This is a genomic window from Rhizobium sp. WYCCWR 11128 (assembly GCF_013416305.1).
Taxonomy (GTDB): Bacteria; Pseudomonadota; Alphaproteobacteria; order Rhizobiales; family Rhizobiaceae; genus Rhizobium; species Rhizobium indicum.
In genome coordinates, this window is record NZ_JACCEZ010000003.1 from 140,589 (window position 1) to 156,544 (window position 15,956).

The following is a 15,956-nucleotide window of genomic DNA, read 5'->3' on the forward strand; positions in this document are numbered from 1 at the left end:
GACCCTTAGCCCCCGGGCGCGGCGCAAGCTGCGCCCGGTCAATGCCAGCTTATCGCGCGAAGAGGACGCATGCCTCGGGGGCAATGGAAACGCTGATCTCCTGCCCGCGAGCGAAGGCTATGTCTGGGCGGTTCGGGCAAGCCGAGATTATGCGGTCGCCACTGGCGAGGTCCAGAACGACATGTCTGAAGGCACCGAGTGTCACGACGTCGGCAACGCGTCCGGGCATGGCTCCGACAGCCGGAGCGCCGGACGATATCTCGACGCTTTCCGGCCTCACGCAAATCTCGGCGGCGCCTGAAAGACTTCCCGTGGACGCGACCGGAAACTCCCAGCCGGATTCGGAGCGAAATTTGCCGGCCGTTCCGCCTGCGGCCGAAATTGAGCCATGAATCCAATTCGTCCGACCCATGAAATCCGCGACGAAACGCGAGTCTGGACGCCAATACACATCATCCGGCCTGCCGGATTGCATGATTGCTCCACGGTTCATCACGAATATGCGCTCTCCCAGGCTCATCGCCTCCTCCTGGTCGTGGGTTACCACGATGGCGGTCGAGCCGACCGCCGCGAGCACATCCTTCAATTCGGTACGCAGCTCATGGCGAAGCTTGGCGTCGAGGGCCGACAGGGGCTCATCCAGAAGAAGGAGGCTTGGGTGGGTGGCGAGCGCCCGCGCAAGCGCAACACGCTGCTGCTGGCCGCCGCTCAACTGATGCGGCCGCCGCTGTCCGAAACCGGTGAGCCGGACGAGCTCCAGCATCTCGGCAATGCGGCGCGGCATTTGCCCCGGCGGATGGTTGCGATGGCGAAGTCCGTAACCGATGTTCTGTTCGACGGTCATATGCGGGAAAAGAGCGTAGTGCTGGAACAGCAGCCCGACATTGCGCTCATAGGGTTTCAATCCGGCCATCGGCTCACCGTCGATCAAGATCGAGCCTTTGTCGGGACGCTCGAATCCGGCAATGAGCCGAAGAATGGTGGTCTTGCCGCAGCCGCTCGGTCCAAGCAGTGCGATTGTTTCACCTGGGTTCACCGAGAAGGAGATATTAGCGAGGGCGACCGTTTCGCCGAAGCGCTTGCTGACCCCTTGAAATTCCACGGCAGAAATCATCGTATTGTCCTCATGAACGAAACAAACCCTGACCGACGACGGTGTCGAAGCCGACGACACGGTCCAGCACGACGATCAGCAACGCGGTGACGGCGATCAGGACCACGGCCGCTGCCGCGATCGTCAGATCGAAAGCCGCGCGCATGTTGCTGACCAACGTAACAGGCAAGGTCGTTGCGGACGGATCGCTCAGAAAGAGACTGATCGATACGTCATCCATCGAAATTGCGAAGGCGAAGATCGCGCCGGTGACGACGCCCGTCCGCATGAGCGGCAGGGTAATGGTCCAGAAGGCCTGGCGCTCGGTGGCGCCGAGAACCATTGCGGCTTCCGTCAATCGTTGGTCGCTGCCGAGAAGGCTGGCGAGACTGGTCCTTATGCAATAGGGCAACGTGATGATCACGTGGCCGAGGAGCAGGCGCGCCATACCATTTGTGATGCCGGCCTTGGAAAGGAAAAGCAGCAGACCGAATCCAATGACAACAGGCGGGACGATGAGTGGCGAGAGAAAGGCCGAAGTCAGCGCTGCCTTTCCTGGAAAATTGCCCCGGGCAAGACCGACAGCCGCCGCAGTTCCGATCGTGACGGACAGAACCGTCGTGAGTACCGCCAAGATGAGGCTGGTGCGCAGGCTGGCAAGGATATCCGCCTGGGAGACCAGCCGTTCGAACCAGTGAAGCGACAGGGCAGGCGGCGGCATCGGGCCGAGGTAGGTCCTGGCGTCGAAAGCCATGAGGCAGGTTATCACCAACGGGATGGCGAGGAACGCCAATCCAAGGCCGATGACACCGTAGGCAAGGGAAGCGGCGATCCGGTCTCCGGTTCGCGCTGCAAGAGACTGTCTGCTCATCGGGAAACCTTCCAGGCCTGCGCAAAGGTTATGATAGCGACGACCGCCAAGGCCGCGGCAAGCATGACGAGCGAGATCGCCGCGCCGCTCGGATAGTTGGCGATATCGCTGAACCGGGTGTAAATGACGTTCGACATGAAAAGCACCCTGCCCCTCCCGAGCACCATGGGAATGACGAAGGCGCTGATCGCGAAAGTCAGCGACACAAGCGTGCTTGAGATCAGAGCCGGGAAGCTCAGGGGAAGCGTAATCGACAGATGGGCTTTCCATCCCGGCGCGCCCAGCGACTGGGCCGCATCGAGCAGACGCGGATCGATCGATTGCATCGCGCCAATCAGCGTTAGCGTTGCGACCGGTATGATCGAGTGAACCAGACCCGCAATAACGACGATATTGATATATTCGCGGCTGTTGGGAGAAAGGCCAAGTGTCAAGAGGAAGGGGCGGAAGATGCCGACCGACCCGAAGGTCAGTTCGATCGCATATGTCTTGATCAGGACGCTGGAAAGAACAAGCGTAATCAAAAAGCCGAGGGTGAGCGTGCGCATCCGCGGCGAAATGCGCCGCACGATGAAATAGGCCAGCGGGAATGCCACAAGCTGGCCGATGATCGCGGCAACTCCACCGATCCAGAAGGTCGTCAGCAGGACACTTGCAAACGCCTGGTTTGCAAGCTCGTAATAGTTCTGGACCGTTGCTGCGGCATTTTCAACGGAGCCGACGCGCCCCGGCGTAAACTCCTTCAAGCTTTCGATTGCCAGGTTGATGAGCGGTGACAGAAAACCGAATGCGAACACCAGGAGGGCTGGCCCCAGCGTCAGGGCCGCATCTCGGCGATCCGGAATGGAAATGGCAACGGGTTGCCGCCTTACCTTGGTCATGGTGGAACAGCCTTTTCCTCGCCCTTGCGGGCCATGAGAAAGGGAGATTGCCGAAGCCGCGCCCGCGCCTTCGGCAACCTGCCGCGACACGCTTTAGAGCAACGGGGCGATGTCCTGCTCCCAGCGCTTGGACCAGGCATCCTGCTGTTCGAGAACGACATTGTAGTCCGGCACATAGACGAAGCTCGAAAACTCGTCCGACGTGAAGGACAGATGCTTGAGGTTGTCGGGCGTGACCGCCTTGCTGTTCAACGGCGCTTCGCCAGCCACCTTGGCGTAGAGCGAATTCATGTCTGGGCTGATCGCGAAGTTGACGAAATCGAGCGTTGCCTTGGTGCTCGGTCTATTCTTCAGCACGCCGAAACCGCTCTGGTAGAGGAAGGCCTTGAAGTTGCTGTCCTTGGTGAAACGCGTAACTGGGAAGTTCTTCGCCACGGCCGCCCAGCCGGGCTCAGCGAAGAAGCCGACGGAGGTCTCGCCCGACGTTAGCGAATTGGTGAAGTCAATATCGGTGATGGCGACGCGGCCGATATTGCCGGATTTCGCCAATTCCGTCATGAGCTTCCACCCGGGTTCCATATTCGTTTCACTGCCGCCGGCGTGAAGGGCGAGCGCGACAATCTGGAGCATCATGCTCTGTGTCGGGCCCGGCCAGCAGATCGCACCCTTGAGATCGGGGCTCAGCAGATCATCGATGGTCTTCACGGCGATCGGAGCCGTGTCGGTTCGGGCGCCGAAATACATGCCGCCAACTGCGCGCGGGACCGCTTTGATGTTGCCCTTGCCGTCACGAATGATGATTTTCTCGGGAATATTCGCAAGATTGGGAATATCGGCAGGATTGATGGTCTCGAGCCAATCCTCCTTCACCATGCTGTTGAACGAGCCTTCCCAGCCGGCGACGTAGTCGTAGTCGACATTCGGCCAGACGGCCTTGATCTTTGGCAGGATCGCGCCCGCGCCGCCCTGATGAAGAACCCAGTTGAATGTCGCCGCATTCTGGTCGGCGGCAATCTGTTTCATCGCTTCGACGACATCGCCGCCCCATTCGACGACGGTCAGATTGCCGCTGCCGGCTGCGGCGGATCTCGCAAACCCGGTCATCGTGCCGGCAATCCCCGCGGCAGCGGCGGATCCGAGGAAGCGGCGGCGTGTCATATCGTGCAACATGGTAGGTCCCCTTTGTTGTCGGCCCTCTGCCGGACCGTTCGCATCGGAGACTGCTTGGAGGTTACCAACCGCGGTAGTGGGAAAATTCTCGCCGGGTTATAAAGTTTTCTGAACGTCCGGATGAACGCACTACCGGCTTCGCGGAGCCTCGGCAGACCTGGTCTATCAAGAATCGTTATATCCCCTCTCGAATTTTCGCGGTTCCAAGAGAAGCGGGCGGCGCTGATGATGACGGCAGCATCAATACCGTGGGAGCCTGCCTTGACCATTGACCGGGATTTTCTGGAAGACTTGAGAAAGCGCTTCGGCAGCGCTGCAGGCGGAGAGATGGAAGATCCGCACTTCCGCGCCGTGGCGGCGAGCGTATTCAAGGACGGCGACAGCCGCAAATGGCCCTTCGCCGATCCTGCGACCTTTCTGGATGCCCGTTTCATCGAGAACGGCTTGCAGCCCGAGGTGCTTGAGGCGCTTGACGTGGCTTTGATCGGCGTGCCGATGGACCTCGGCGTCACCAATCGCGCAGGCGCGCGGCTGGGGCCGCGGGCCGTCCGGGCTGTCGAGCGTATAGGCCCTTACGAGCATGTTCTGCGTGTCGCGCCAATGGGAGGGCTAAAGGTCGCCGATGTCGGCGACGTGCCGATGCGCAGCCGGTTCGACCTGGCCGAATGCCATGCCGACATCGAGGCCTGCTACCGGATGATCGCGGCAACCGGGGTCATCCCGCTGTCGGTCGGCGGCGACCATTCGATCTCCGGCGCCATCCTCAAGGGCCTGGCGGCCGGCCAGCCGGTAGGCATGATCCACATCGACGCTCATTGCGACACCGCTGGTCCCTATGAGGGCTCGAAGTTCCATCACGGCGCGCCCTTCCGCGAGGCGGTTCTGGCAGGCGTGCTCGATCCGAAGCGTACGATCCAGATCGGCATCCGTGGCGGCGGCGAGTATCTCTGGGAGTTCTCCTTTGCCTCCGGCATGACCGTCATTCATGCGGAAGAGGTGGCGGAGATGGGCCTCAAGGCCGTGATCGCAAAGGCTCTGGAGGTGGTCGGCGCCGGTCCGACCTATCTCAGTTTCGACGTGGACAGCCTCGATCCGGCCTTCGCTCCGGGAACCGGCACGCCAGAAGTCGGCGGGCTTCAGCCGAGGGAGGTCCTGACCCTGCTGCGCGGCTTCAAGGGCATCAACCTCATCGGCGGCGACGTCGTGGAAATCGCGCCGCAATACGACAATACCACCAACACCGCGCAGATCGCCGCGCAGGTCGTGTTCGAACTCCTGTGCCTCGCGATGTTCAGTCCCGCGGTCAGGACAAAGATCACCTGAGAACCAGCTTCACACCGGCAGCGTGCCTCGTGCCCGCTGCCATCCATCACCTGTCGCACAACACGTCTCAAAAAGGGGAACGACATGACTGCTCTTATGAAATTGCGCTACACTGCCACCGCGGCAATTGCTGTGTTCGGCATCCTGGCAGGGGCCGCGCAGGCCGACGAACTTGCCGATATCAAGGCCGCAGGCGAGATCAACATCGGCATCTTCTCCGATTTCCCGCCCTTCTCTTCGGCAAGCGCCGATATGAGCATCAAGGGCTATGACGTCGACGTCGCCCAGAAGATCGCCGACGGGCTCGGCGTGAAACTCAATCTGGTGAGCGTTACCGGCCAGAACAGGATCGCCTACCTGAACGACGACCGCGTCGACCTGCTGATGAGCGTCGGCTATTCGAAGGAGCGCGCCGAGGTTATCGATTATGCCGCCCCCTACGCCCCCTACTACATCGCCGTCATCGGTCCGGCAGCGCTGAAGGTGAGCGGCAAGGAAGACCTCGCCGACAAGACCGTTGCCGTCAATCGTGGGACGCTCGAAGACACGTCGCTGACGGCCGTCGCCCCCGGCTCGGCCGCGATCCAGCGTTTCGAGAACTATAATTCGGTCATCCAGGCCTTCATATCCGGCCAGACCCAGCTGATGGTCGTCGGCAACGATGTCGGCGCGCAGGTTCTGGCACGACAGGACGAGCTGAAGCCGGAGCAGAAATTCCAGCTCCTCAGCTCTCCCTCGCACATCGCGCTCCGGAAGGGCGAGGAAGGCCTGAAGAAGGTCGTCAATGACAGCGTCGCCGCAATGATCGCCGATGGTTCGCTCGACGCAAGCTCGAAGAGCTGGCTGAAAGCGCCGCTCAACCCTGAGAACCTGAAGGACTGATGAAGACGGCCTCCCACTCACCAGAGCATGATGCCGAAACTGTAAGCGATTTCCGTGGCATCATGCTCCAATTCTTTGGTTGAGAGGCGGATCGAGATTTCGGGCCGACCCGGCCCAGATCATCCGGCTCCAAAGGACAAGCGATGAGATACAGCCTCGATTTCAATTGGCTTTGGGACGGAATGGGAGCTCTGGCTTATGGCGCAGGCACGACGCTTGCACTGACGGCCTCCACATCGGTCCTCGGGATCGTTCTCAGCGTTCTCGGCGCGGCCGCGCGCCGGGGACCTTATCCATGGTTGCGCAAGGTCGTCGGCCTGTATGTGGAAATCATGCGCAATACGCCATTCCTGGTGCAGCTGTTCTTCATCTTCTTTGGCTTGCCTAGCCTCGGCATTCGCCTCGATCCGATCTCTGCCGCCGTCCTTGCCATGACCCTCAACATGGCGGCCTACACGATCGAGGTGGTCGGGGCCGGGCTCGATGCCATACCGAGAGGCCAGAAGGAGGCGGCGCAGGCACTCGGCCTCAGGCCCCGGCTGGTGTTCTTCAAAATCATCCTGCCGCAGGCGATCGCCATCATCTTTCCGGCGCTGACGAGCCAGGTCATCATCATGATGCTGGAATCGGCGGTGGTTTCGCAAATATCCGTCCGCGAGCTGGCGCAGGAGGCCGATCTGCTTCAGTCGCGCACCTTCCGCTCCTTCGAGACCTATCTGGTGGCGACGTTGATCTACCTTTCGATGTCCGCCGCACTTCGCCGGCTGCTTTTCGCCGGGAAACGCCGTTTTCTGGGAGCCGGTCTGGCATGATTGAGTTCACCTTCTGGGACATTCTGCGCAATCTTGTCTTCGCGACACGCTGGACCCTTATGCTTTCGCTCGCAGCCTTTGCCGGCGGCGCCATCGTTGGCCTGGCGATCCTGTCTGCGCGGATATCGAAAACGCGCTGGCCGCGCAGTTTCGCGTCCGGCTACATAGCCCTGTTTCAGGGAACGCCGCTCCTCATGCAGCTCTTTTTGATGTTCTTCGGCCTGCCGATGCTCGGTTTCCGGATCGAGGCATGGACCGCCGCCGTCTGCGGCCTGACGTTCTACGCCAGCGCTTATCTTGCGGAAATCTGGCGGAGCGGCGTCGAGGCGGTGCCCCGCGGCCAATGGGACGCCGCAGCCAGCCTGGGCTTGCATCGTCTCCTAGAACTTCGCCTTGTCATCCTGCCGCAGGCTTTCCGGATCACGCGCGCGCCGACTGTCGGGTTCTTGGTCCAGTTGATCAAGAGCACCGCACTGGCCTCGATCCTCGGCTTCGACGAACTGCTGAAAACCGCGAACGCCATCAACAACGCGACCTTCGAACCTTTCAAGGTCTACGGTCTCGTCGCGCTGATCTTCTTCGCCCTGTGCTATCCGCTGACGCAATACGCCAGGATGCTGGAGAAGAAAGCGGCGTTTGGCTGAGCGGTGCCGAGTTGCTCCGCATTCCGATCGCAACGGAGTGTCCAAAGGCCGATGCCGGTTGAAAAGCCGGTACGCCGCACAGCGGCGACGCGGCTCTCGTTCAATCATAGAGAGCTCGCTTTATCCAGCAGTCAGAACTTACCGGGAGATCGCTTCAATGACCGACACACAAATCCGTATTCTCGATGCCCGGACAACGGGCGAGCTCCTCCCTTTCGGCGCGCTGGTCGCGACCCTGCGGCAAGCATTTGCCGAAGGCTGTGTCGTGCCGGTACGACATCACCACACGATGGCCAACAGCGGCGAGCCGGATGCGACGCTGCTTCTGATGCCGGCCTGGCATGAAACGCACCGGTCGGAGCGCTACCTTGGCATCAAGATCGTCACCGTCTTTCCCGGCAACACGCTGCGCGGCATTCCCGGTTTGACCTCGACTTACATGCTCTATGATGGCCGGACCGGGATGCAGCTTGCGCTGCTTGACGGAAACACGATCACCACGCGCCGCACGGTAGCGGCATCGGCCCTTGCCGCGGATTATCTTGCGCGACAGGACGCACGCCGTCTGCTGGTGATCGGCGCAGGCCGCGTCGCGAGCCTCATACCTGATGCCTACGGCGCCGTCCGGCCGATCGCCGATGTCGATATCTGGGATATCGATCCCGCCAGTGCGGAACGGCTGGCACAGAGCCTCCGGCAACGGGGGCTCCGGGCCACTGCCGTCACCGATCTGGAAGCTGCGGCGCGGCAAGCCGATATCGTCAGCGCAGCGACGCTGGCGACCGCACCGCTTATCCGCGGCGAATGGCTGCGGCCGGGCACCCATGTCGATCTGATCGGCGGCTTCACCCCGGCGATGCGCGAGGCCGATGACGAGGCGCTTCGGCGCTCCTCGGTCTATATCGACACGCACGAAGCCCTTCACGAAGCGGGCGATCTGGTTCAGCCGATCAGGGCGGGCGTCATTGCTGCAGATACGGTGCGTGCGACACTTGACGAGTTGTGCCGCCGGGATGTTCCAGCGCGAACGTCCAATGACGAGATCACTCTCTACAAGGCAGTCGGAACGGCGTTGGCTGATCTTGCCGCCGCGACAATGGTGTATGAGGCAGTCTTGAGCGCAGGTTGACGTCTTTTGATCCGGGCGATCGCGAATGATCGGGACGGGAGATTCTCGATTTTTCTAAGGAGGAATGAGCACCCTCAATAGACGGGCTCCCGGTTCGACGCTCCTGGCATGTCCAGGGATTCGATCGCCAGTGCTGCGCCCGACCAAAGTCCGAAACCGACCTATGTCGGTTCGGTGGGCGAAGGGGAAGCAACGGGCCGGCGCTGATATTCGTGCGGTATAGTGCTTTGTGTGCCATAGTCGGGTAAGCTCCTTGTGCAATCCGATATAGACCCGCAGTGAATACAAATCCGCCGCGCATCGAAATCCAGCAACTGGCCCATTTCGTGCTGGCCTGTCAGAGCCCGACGCTGGCAGAGACCGCGCGCGAGCTTGGGATTGCTCCTTCGGCGCTGACATCAAGTCTGCGTACTTTGGAAAATGAACTTCAACTCAAGCTCTTCATCCGGAAAAGCGGTCACCTCAGTCCTTTACCGGCAGCCTTCTGGCTGTTTCAGCAGGCAACGGCCATCCTTCATCGCGAAAGGTTCGTGCGCCGGATGAGGAATGGGGACACGGACCATCTTCGCATCGATATTCGTCTCGATCTCAGTTTCTCCATCGGTCGATTTTCGAAGGCGATCGGACGTACCGTCGAAGATATGGAACGCCAGCGGCCCGACCTGCTGATCGACGTGATATTTGCAGACGGGCGAGGAAAATCCCTTGTTGATGACAGGGCCGCGGAAATCCCGGGCAGCACGGGTTCGATGGAAATCGAAGTCGGCTATATGACCGGCGTGCCATCTGCGAACCTGCCTGCGATGACGCCCTTTTACGATGAGGTCTGGTTTTCCGTCGGAACGGCGGAGGCCGCGGTTGATCTTCGCTCCCCCAATCAGAAATTTGTCGTTTTGAAAATGCGTCAGGCACTTCGCGATGCCGTCATCCGATATGCGGACGAGCATGGCATCCACGATCGCATGATCCTGATGGATGAGGAGCCGGCAGACCTTCATCGGCTGCTCAACGAGTTTCCGCAGATGCGGTTCCTAATGCCCCGCAGCATGGTCGCCGACCGGCTCGGACTGGCGCGCCTGCATCTGGAGCCCCTCGTTCCGCCTTTGTCGAGCACCTTGGGCGTGCGCGCAAACGGGCCGGACCAGGAGGTCGTGTCCGCCCTGCTTTGTAGCCTCAAGAAAAATCTGGAGGCAACGGAGGCCAATATCGTCTTTCGACCGCAGTTGACGGCACGTCAATTGCACTACTTCAACCTTGCGCATCTCAGCGGAGGTATTTCGGCGGCGGCGCGCGCGGCGCATATTACGCAACCTTCCGTTTCGACTCAGATTCAGAAGATCGAGGCAGTTGTCGGGCAACCCCTGTTCGAACGGCGGCGCAACGGTGCCGAGAGCACGAAGGCCGGCAAGGCATTGCTTCCCTTCACCCTGGAGATCGAAGAGCGCATCGATAGCCTCGTTCGGGCTAGTCTGGATATTGCCGCCCACACACAGGCGACCATCTCAATCGGCATGCTGCCGAGTTCGGGGCATGACAGCGTCATGACCGACAAGGTGGCGCAGGCACTGACGGCAACCCGCCTTGGCCATCCCGAATACCGGCTGAGAATCATCGAAGGTTCCAACGCTGTGCTTCACGACCAGGTACGTGCGGGAGAGCTCAATCTGGCCATTGTCGGTGCCGTCCAGACGCAGATGACCCGGATCCATCTCGGGCCGAGCGAGCGCCTGTCGGTCATTGCCAATCCGGCCTTGGACCTTGCTGGTCGAACGGAGATTCCACTGGCCGAAGTTTGCGGATTTCCGCTGGTTCTCGGAATCAAGCATCTCAGTATCCATCAGGCGTTCATGGCAGCCGCCAGCGCGCGGCATCTGCGTGTCGAGCCGGTCATGGACGTCGGTTCTCTGCCATTGGCCATCGCCATGGTCCGCCGTTTGCCGGTCTGTACGGTCCTGCCGGTGTCCTCGGTCCAGCAGGATATCGACAGCGGGCGCCTCACCGCGGCGCCAATTACGGAAGACGTCATCGCCGGAAACCTCTCGGTGATTTTCTCCGGCGAAAGGACGCTGTCCGAGGCCGAACGGACGATGATCCAGTCACTCGTTGCCGTCTTCGGCCGACAGGTGTGATCTAAAAACATATCGTGTCGAATCGCGCTCATGCGCGGAGCATTCTGATTTTCCTATCCTCCAATTCATGATTTTCGAGCTACCCAGCCTCCGGCCTGCGGCTGATACTTGCCGCATCAAAACAGCCCTCGAAAATGACTTTCACAGGATTGCCGGATGAATGATCACCCTGATCCGCTTGAAAACGCGGCCATGACATCCAGGACGGCCGGCGCTGCAATGCCACGCAGCGAAAGCGATCAGTCGTGTCGGGGCATTCTTCAGGAGCTCGACCGTCGCGGTCGGCTGCTGGTGATTTCGGAGGAAGTCGACCCGATCCACGACGTATCGGCCATTCTTTCCATCGTCGATGAAAAGGCGGCGGTGCGGCTCGACTGCATCAAAGGTCACGACATGCCGATCTTCGGCAACATCCTGTCGGATCTCGATCGTGTCGCCCTGGCGCTTGACGTTGCGAAAAGCGATATCCAGGAAAAGCTGCTGTCCTCGATCGCGTCTCCGGTGCCGCCGGTATTCGTGGACGATGCACCGGTACAGCAACAGCTCTTCCAGGACGACGTCCTGACCCGGCTTCCAGTCCCAACGTTCTTTTCCAAGGAGACCGGTCCCTACATTACCGCGGGTCTGATCGTCGCGCGTGACCCTGAAACGGGCTTGGGCAACGCGTCCTATGCCCGCATCAAGGTGCTTGGTCCGAACGAGGCGATGATCGGAATTGCACCGAACCATCATCTCGCCATCATGGCCCGCAAGGCGGGCGCCAAAGGCGAGCCGCTCCCCTTCGCCGTCGTCCTCGGCGCGCATCCAGCCATTCAGCTTGCCGCCTGCTTCTATCTGGGGCTCGGTGACGACGAAATGCACTGCGCCGGATCGCTGCTCGGAGAGCCGGTGCGCCTTGTCCGCTGCAAGTCGATCGATCTTGCCGTGCCTGCAGAGGCGGAGATCGTGCTCGAAGGTCATATTCATATCGACGAGCCGATCCTTGAAGGGTTGGTCTCGGAATATCACGGCATGTACGAGGACTACGGTTCCGGGGTGCGCGTCAGATTTGAATGCATGACTTGCCGCTCCGACGCGATGTTGCAGGTGATCGAGCCCGGTTACCATATGGAGCACCTCTATCTCGGCGCGGTGCCGATCGCTGCCAGCCTCAAGGCCGTCATCCGGCGGTCCGTTCTCAATGTCGGCGAGGTTGCCGTCACCGCGTCAGGCAGCGGACGGAACAATGTGGTCGTGCAGATCGATGCGCCCCGCCCGGGACAGGCACGCCGCATCATGTCGATCTGCTGGGGTGCGGTCAGCATCGTCAAGAACATCACGATCGTCGACAGCGATGTCGACCCGTGGGATCTCGATGCCGTCGAATTGGCGAAGATGACGCGCATGCGCGCGGAGCGCGACATTCTCATCGTCACGGACCTTCCGGCAGACCGGTCCGAGCCTCAGGAAGACGGCGGCGTGATCGCCAAGGTCGGTTACGACGCCACGATGAAGGCAGGCGATCGAAGTGAAGGGTTCGACAAGGCGCTTCCGCCGCCGGATTCTTACGAACGGATGCGCCAGCTGCTGTTGCGCGTCAAGCCGGAGATACTGATTTGAGACGATTGATCATCGGCATATCAGGGGCTTCCGGTGCAATCTACGGACTGCGTGCACTGGAGATGCTCCGGGATTTCGACGATGTCGAGACGCATCTCGTCATATCGCCCTCGGCGATCCGCACGGCACTGGCCGAAGGGACGGGAAAGACCGCGGACGAAATCCGTGGCCTCGCCGACCGGGTCTACAGCCACGGCGATATCGGCGCCTCGATCGCCTCCGGCTCCTTCCGGTGCGACGGCATGTTGGTTGCGCCATGCTCGATCAAGACGCTGAGCGGGATCGCGCATTGTTATGCTGACGATCTGATCGTGCGCGCCGCCGATGTCTGCCTGAAGGAACGCCGCCGGCTGGTGCTGATGGTGCGGGAAACGCCGTTGCATGCGGGCCATATCGCGCTGATGGACCAAGCAACACGCAACGGCGCCGTCATCATGCCGCCGGTGCCGAGCTTTTACACGTTGCCGAAATCAATCGCCGAAATGGTCGACCAGACCGTGGGGCGTGCGCTGGATCAATTCGGGCTTCATCATCCGACGGTCAGGCGCTGGACGGAGGATTATAGCGACTGAGCCATGAAGAGCAGCGCTGAAAGCTGCCGGGCCATCATGTCAACCGCATGCAAAACAACGACGCACAATCACTCCCCCAGGGGAACTCAAAAAAAGGAGATAGAGTGATGTTGTCAGACAATCGTTCCAGAAGGTTGCAGAGCCTGTTCATGCGCGGCGGCGCCGCCGCCTTGCTGTTGTCGCTGACGACGGCCGCACCCGTGATGCTCGCCGCGTCTCACGCGAGTGCGCAGACGGAAAAACCCGTGAGCGGCGGCACGATGACCATCATCAACGGTTCGGACATCAAGAGCTGGGATCCGGCGATCACCGCCGGCACCTATCCCGGCGGTCCGATGGATGTGCTCGACGCCGTCTACGGCTTCATCGTCTACGTCAACGACAAGGGCGTCGTGACCGGCGGCATGGCCGAACGCCTGACCAGCAGCGACGCCGTGACCTGGACCCTGAAGCTTCGCAAGGACATGAAGTTCACGGACGGCGCGCCCTATGACGCGGAAGCCGTCAAATACAATTGGGACCGCGCCGCCGATCCGGCCACGCTTTCGCCGGCGCAACCGTTCATCTCTTCCTGGAACAAGGCGATCGCCGTCGTCGATCCACAGACGCTGACGATCAAGCTGTCCTCCCCGAACGCCAATTTCGCAGCCCAGGTCGCCGAGCTGTGCCCCTTCATCGCCTCGCCGGCAGCATTGAAGGCCGCCAAGGAAAAGACCGACATCAAGCCGGTGGGCGCCGGCGCCTTTACGCTGACCGAGTGGAACCAGGGCATATCGATGACCATGGCCCGCAATCCCGGTTATTGGGATCAGCCGCGCCCCTATCTGGATACGATCAAGTTTGCGATCATTCCCGAAACCAACAGCCGCATCGCCACCGTCGTGCAGGGCGGCGCAACGATGATGGCCGGTTATCCCTATCAGTTCGGCTCGAACGCAACGGCGCCGGGGGTTGCGACCCGCGAGATCCCGATCCGCGGCATCAACCGCGCCTATCTCAACCAGGCCAAGGGTATCTTCACGGATGTTCGCGCCCGCGAGGCCTTCTATTCCGCCATCGACCGCGCGCGGCTGATGCAGGCCTTCACGCAGATGCCCGGATACAAGGCACCCAGCAATTACTTTGGAGAGAATTCGCCCTATTTCGACAGCGCTTCATCTCTTCCAGCCTATGATCCGAAGAAGGCGCAGGAACTGTTCGATGCTCTGAAGGCGGACGGCAAGCCATTCTCGATCAAGATCGTCACCTATACCAACTCGGACCTGAAGCGTCTTGCCGCCTACATCCAGCAGGTGCTGACCGGCTATGAAGGCGCCTCGGCCGAGATCGTCGAGGTCGACCAGGCCTCGCTGATCCAGCGGTGCAAGACGCAGCTCGACTTCGACATCTGCGTCGAAGGCGGGGTGCTGGTGTCGAACGGTGCCGAGCCGAACATTTCCAATCTGCTGAGTTCCGGCGGAGCTTTCAACTGGGGACAGTACAAGAGCGCCGAGATGGACGCTGCATTGAAGGAGGCCAGCTCCACCCTCGACCCTGCTGCTGTCAAAGCCGCCTATGTCAAGGTTCAGAAGCTCGTTGCAACCGAAATGCCGGTCTACATCTTCGGGGAACAGACGCGCTCGCTGCTGCTGCGCAACAATACCGGCGGCGTCGTTCCCTCGAATGGCGGCATCCTGCAAAAGCAGTTCCTCTACGTCTGCGCGGATGCCTGCCAGAAATAGCAGGTCCCGGATCAAGACGCGCAGGCTCGCTCGGAAGATCCGGGCGGGCGGCGAAGGCCGGGCGATGGGCTGGACGACCGTACACGCCAGAGACGTGAAGACGACAGAATGAGCCCTGCGACGCGGGGCGATCGGAAAAGGTGGATGACGATGATCGGCAATCGCGAGAAGGTGAGGTTTCGGGATCTGGTTTCCCGCAAGCAGGTGTTCACGCCCTGCGTCTGGGATTGCTACTCCGCCAAGGCGGCGGAAATGGCCGGCTTCGAGGCGATCCTGCTCAGCGGCGCCTCACTGGGATTCAGCATGTCCGGCGTGCCGGATCTCGGCCTGCACAATCAGGAGGAACTGGTCTACGCGACCGACCGCATCGCCGACTACTCGCCTTTGCCGCTGGTCATCGATGCCGATGACGGCTTCGGCGATGTCGTCCAAACCTTCCGCACCTGTTATCGTCTCGCCAAAGCCGGCGCCGGAGCGATCCTGATCGAGGATACGCCCAATGAACGCGGCTATGCGCGGTTCGGCCGCGCCATGGAGGCGGCGACGCTGGCCGGCAAGGTCGATGGCAACGTGCCGCATGAGGTCGTCTCGCAGGAGCTCTGGCTCGCCAAGATCAAGGCCTCGATCGAAGCCTGTCAAGGCAGCGATTGCGTGGTGATAGCGCGCACCGAATCCAAGCTCGAAAAGGGGTTGGACGATGCTATCGAACGCTGCGTGCGCGCCGCAGCACTCGGTGCTGAAATGACCTATGTGCACGGCCTGCGCACGCTGGAGGAATGCCGGAAGGTGGCCAAGGAATTGCCCGGCTGGAAGATGTTCGGCGATGTCGCGACCGTCAACGGCGTGCCCTTCGTCCGGCTTGAGGAAATCGAGGCGCTCGGCTTCAACCTGGTGACCATGCACTATCTCGAGAAGGGATCGATGTATGGCATGATGGATTACGGTCGGCATGTCTTCAAGGACCGCAGCACGCGCTATGCGGACGAGCATAGCATGGGCGGCATGACGCCTGCCGAGCAGAAAGCCTCGCTGGAGCGGGACAGCGGCTGGCTCGATGCCGAGGACAGATGGAAGGCGCTCTGATCCCGGAGACCGGCCGCTCTGCCGTCTCGTTTTGCGAAATCCGGATG

14 protein-coding genes are annotated in these 15,956 nt (G+C 61.0%); 10 read left to right on the forward strand and 4 right to left on the reverse strand.

All coding sequences use genetic code 11. The annotated features are described in order from the left end of the window. Window positions 1–49: 49 nt before the first annotated feature. The 4 genes from HX898_RS13045 to HX898_RS13060 all read right to left on the reverse strand — a co-directional run bounded on the left by HX898_RS13045 (window position 50) and on the right by HX898_RS13060 (window position 4,015). Window positions 50–1,114: an ABC transporter ATP-binding protein gene (locus HX898_RS13045; RefSeq protein ID WP_180194820.1), complete on the reverse strand. Its 1,065-nt coding sequence runs from the start codon at window positions 1,112–1,114 to the stop codon at window positions 50–52. Between the two features lie 10 nt (window positions 1,115–1,124). Further along, window positions 1,125–1,964, reverse strand: a complete 840-nt coding sequence (locus HX898_RS13050; protein WP_180194821.1) for an ABC transporter permease — start codon at window positions 1,962–1,964, stop codon at window positions 1,125–1,127. Then, complete coding sequence (locus HX898_RS13055; protein WP_180194822.1) at window positions 1,961–2,845, reverse strand: ABC transporter permease; 885 nt, start codon at window positions 2,843–2,845, stop codon at window positions 1,961–1,963. Before HX898_RS13055 ends, HX898_RS13050 begins: the two co-directional genes overlap by 4 nt. 93 nt (window positions 2,846–2,938) lie before the next feature. Next, the gene (locus HX898_RS13060; RefSeq protein WP_180194823.1) at window positions 2,939–4,015 is read right to left on the reverse strand and encodes an extracellular solute-binding protein; all 1,077 of its coding nucleotides are present in this window, start codon (window positions 4,013–4,015) and stop codon (window positions 2,939–2,941) included. 261 nt (window positions 4,016–4,276) lie between these two features. On the opposite strand from HX898_RS13060, the gene speB reads away from it, so the two are divergent. The 10 genes from speB (at window position 4,277) to HX898_RS13110 (ending at window position 15,909) form a co-directional block, all read left to right on the forward strand. After that, window positions 4,277–5,338: an agmatinase gene (gene speB, locus HX898_RS13065; RefSeq protein ID WP_180194824.1), complete on the forward strand. Its 1,062-nt coding sequence runs from the start codon at window positions 4,277–4,279 to the stop codon at window positions 5,336–5,338. Between the two features lie 84 nt (window positions 5,339–5,422). After that, window positions 5,423–6,220, forward strand: coding sequence for a transporter substrate-binding domain-containing protein (locus HX898_RS13070; RefSeq protein ID WP_171600182.1), 798 nt, complete (start codon window positions 5,423–5,425; stop codon window positions 6,218–6,220). Window positions 6,221–6,363: 143 nt separating this feature from the next. Next, window positions 6,364–7,032: an amino acid ABC transporter permease gene (locus tag HX898_RS13075; protein ID WP_018243904.1), complete on the forward strand. Its 669-nt coding sequence runs from the start codon at window positions 6,364–6,366 to the stop codon at window positions 7,030–7,032. Continuing rightward, on the forward strand, window positions 7,029–7,676 hold the full coding sequence (locus HX898_RS13080; RefSeq protein ID WP_180194825.1) for an amino acid ABC transporter permease: 648 nt from the start codon (window positions 7,029–7,031) through the stop codon (window positions 7,674–7,676). Before HX898_RS13075 ends, HX898_RS13080 begins: the two co-directional genes overlap by 4 nt. 157 nt (window positions 7,677–7,833) lie before the next feature. Further along, window positions 7,834–8,805: an ornithine cyclodeaminase family protein gene (locus tag HX898_RS13085; protein ID WP_180194826.1), complete on the forward strand. Its 972-nt coding sequence runs from the start codon at window positions 7,834–7,836 to the stop codon at window positions 8,803–8,805. Window positions 8,806–9,083: 278 nt separating this feature from the next. Continuing rightward, on the forward strand, window positions 9,084–10,934 hold the full coding sequence (locus tag HX898_RS13090; RefSeq protein WP_180194827.1) for a LysR family transcriptional regulator: 1,851 nt from the start codon (window positions 9,084–9,086) through the stop codon (window positions 10,932–10,934). Between the two features lie 156 nt (window positions 10,935–11,090). Then, the gene (locus HX898_RS13095) at window positions 11,091–12,533 is read left to right on the forward strand and encodes a UbiD family decarboxylase (RefSeq protein ID WP_180194828.1); all 1,443 of its coding nucleotides are present in this window, start codon (window positions 11,091–11,093) and stop codon (window positions 12,531–12,533) included. Beyond that, window positions 12,530–13,105 (forward strand): UbiX family flavin prenyltransferase, encoded by a 576-nt coding sequence (locus HX898_RS13100; RefSeq protein WP_180194829.1) that lies wholly within the window; start codon window positions 12,530–12,532, stop codon window positions 13,103–13,105. The genes HX898_RS13095 and HX898_RS13100 overlap by 4 nt, the downstream gene beginning before the upstream one ends. A 107-nt stretch (window positions 13,106–13,212) precedes the next feature. Further along, window positions 13,213–14,826 carry an ABC transporter substrate-binding protein gene (locus HX898_RS13105; protein WP_180194830.1) on the forward strand — a complete coding sequence of 538 codons (1,614 nt, stop codon included), beginning with the start codon at window positions 13,213–13,215 and terminating at the stop codon, window positions 14,824–14,826. A 144-nt stretch (window positions 14,827–14,970) separates the two neighbouring features. Beyond that, complete coding sequence (locus HX898_RS13110; RefSeq protein WP_180194831.1) at window positions 14,971–15,909, forward strand: isocitrate lyase/PEP mutase family protein; 939 nt, start codon at window positions 14,971–14,973, stop codon at window positions 15,907–15,909. Window positions 15,910–15,956: the final 47 nt, after the last annotated feature.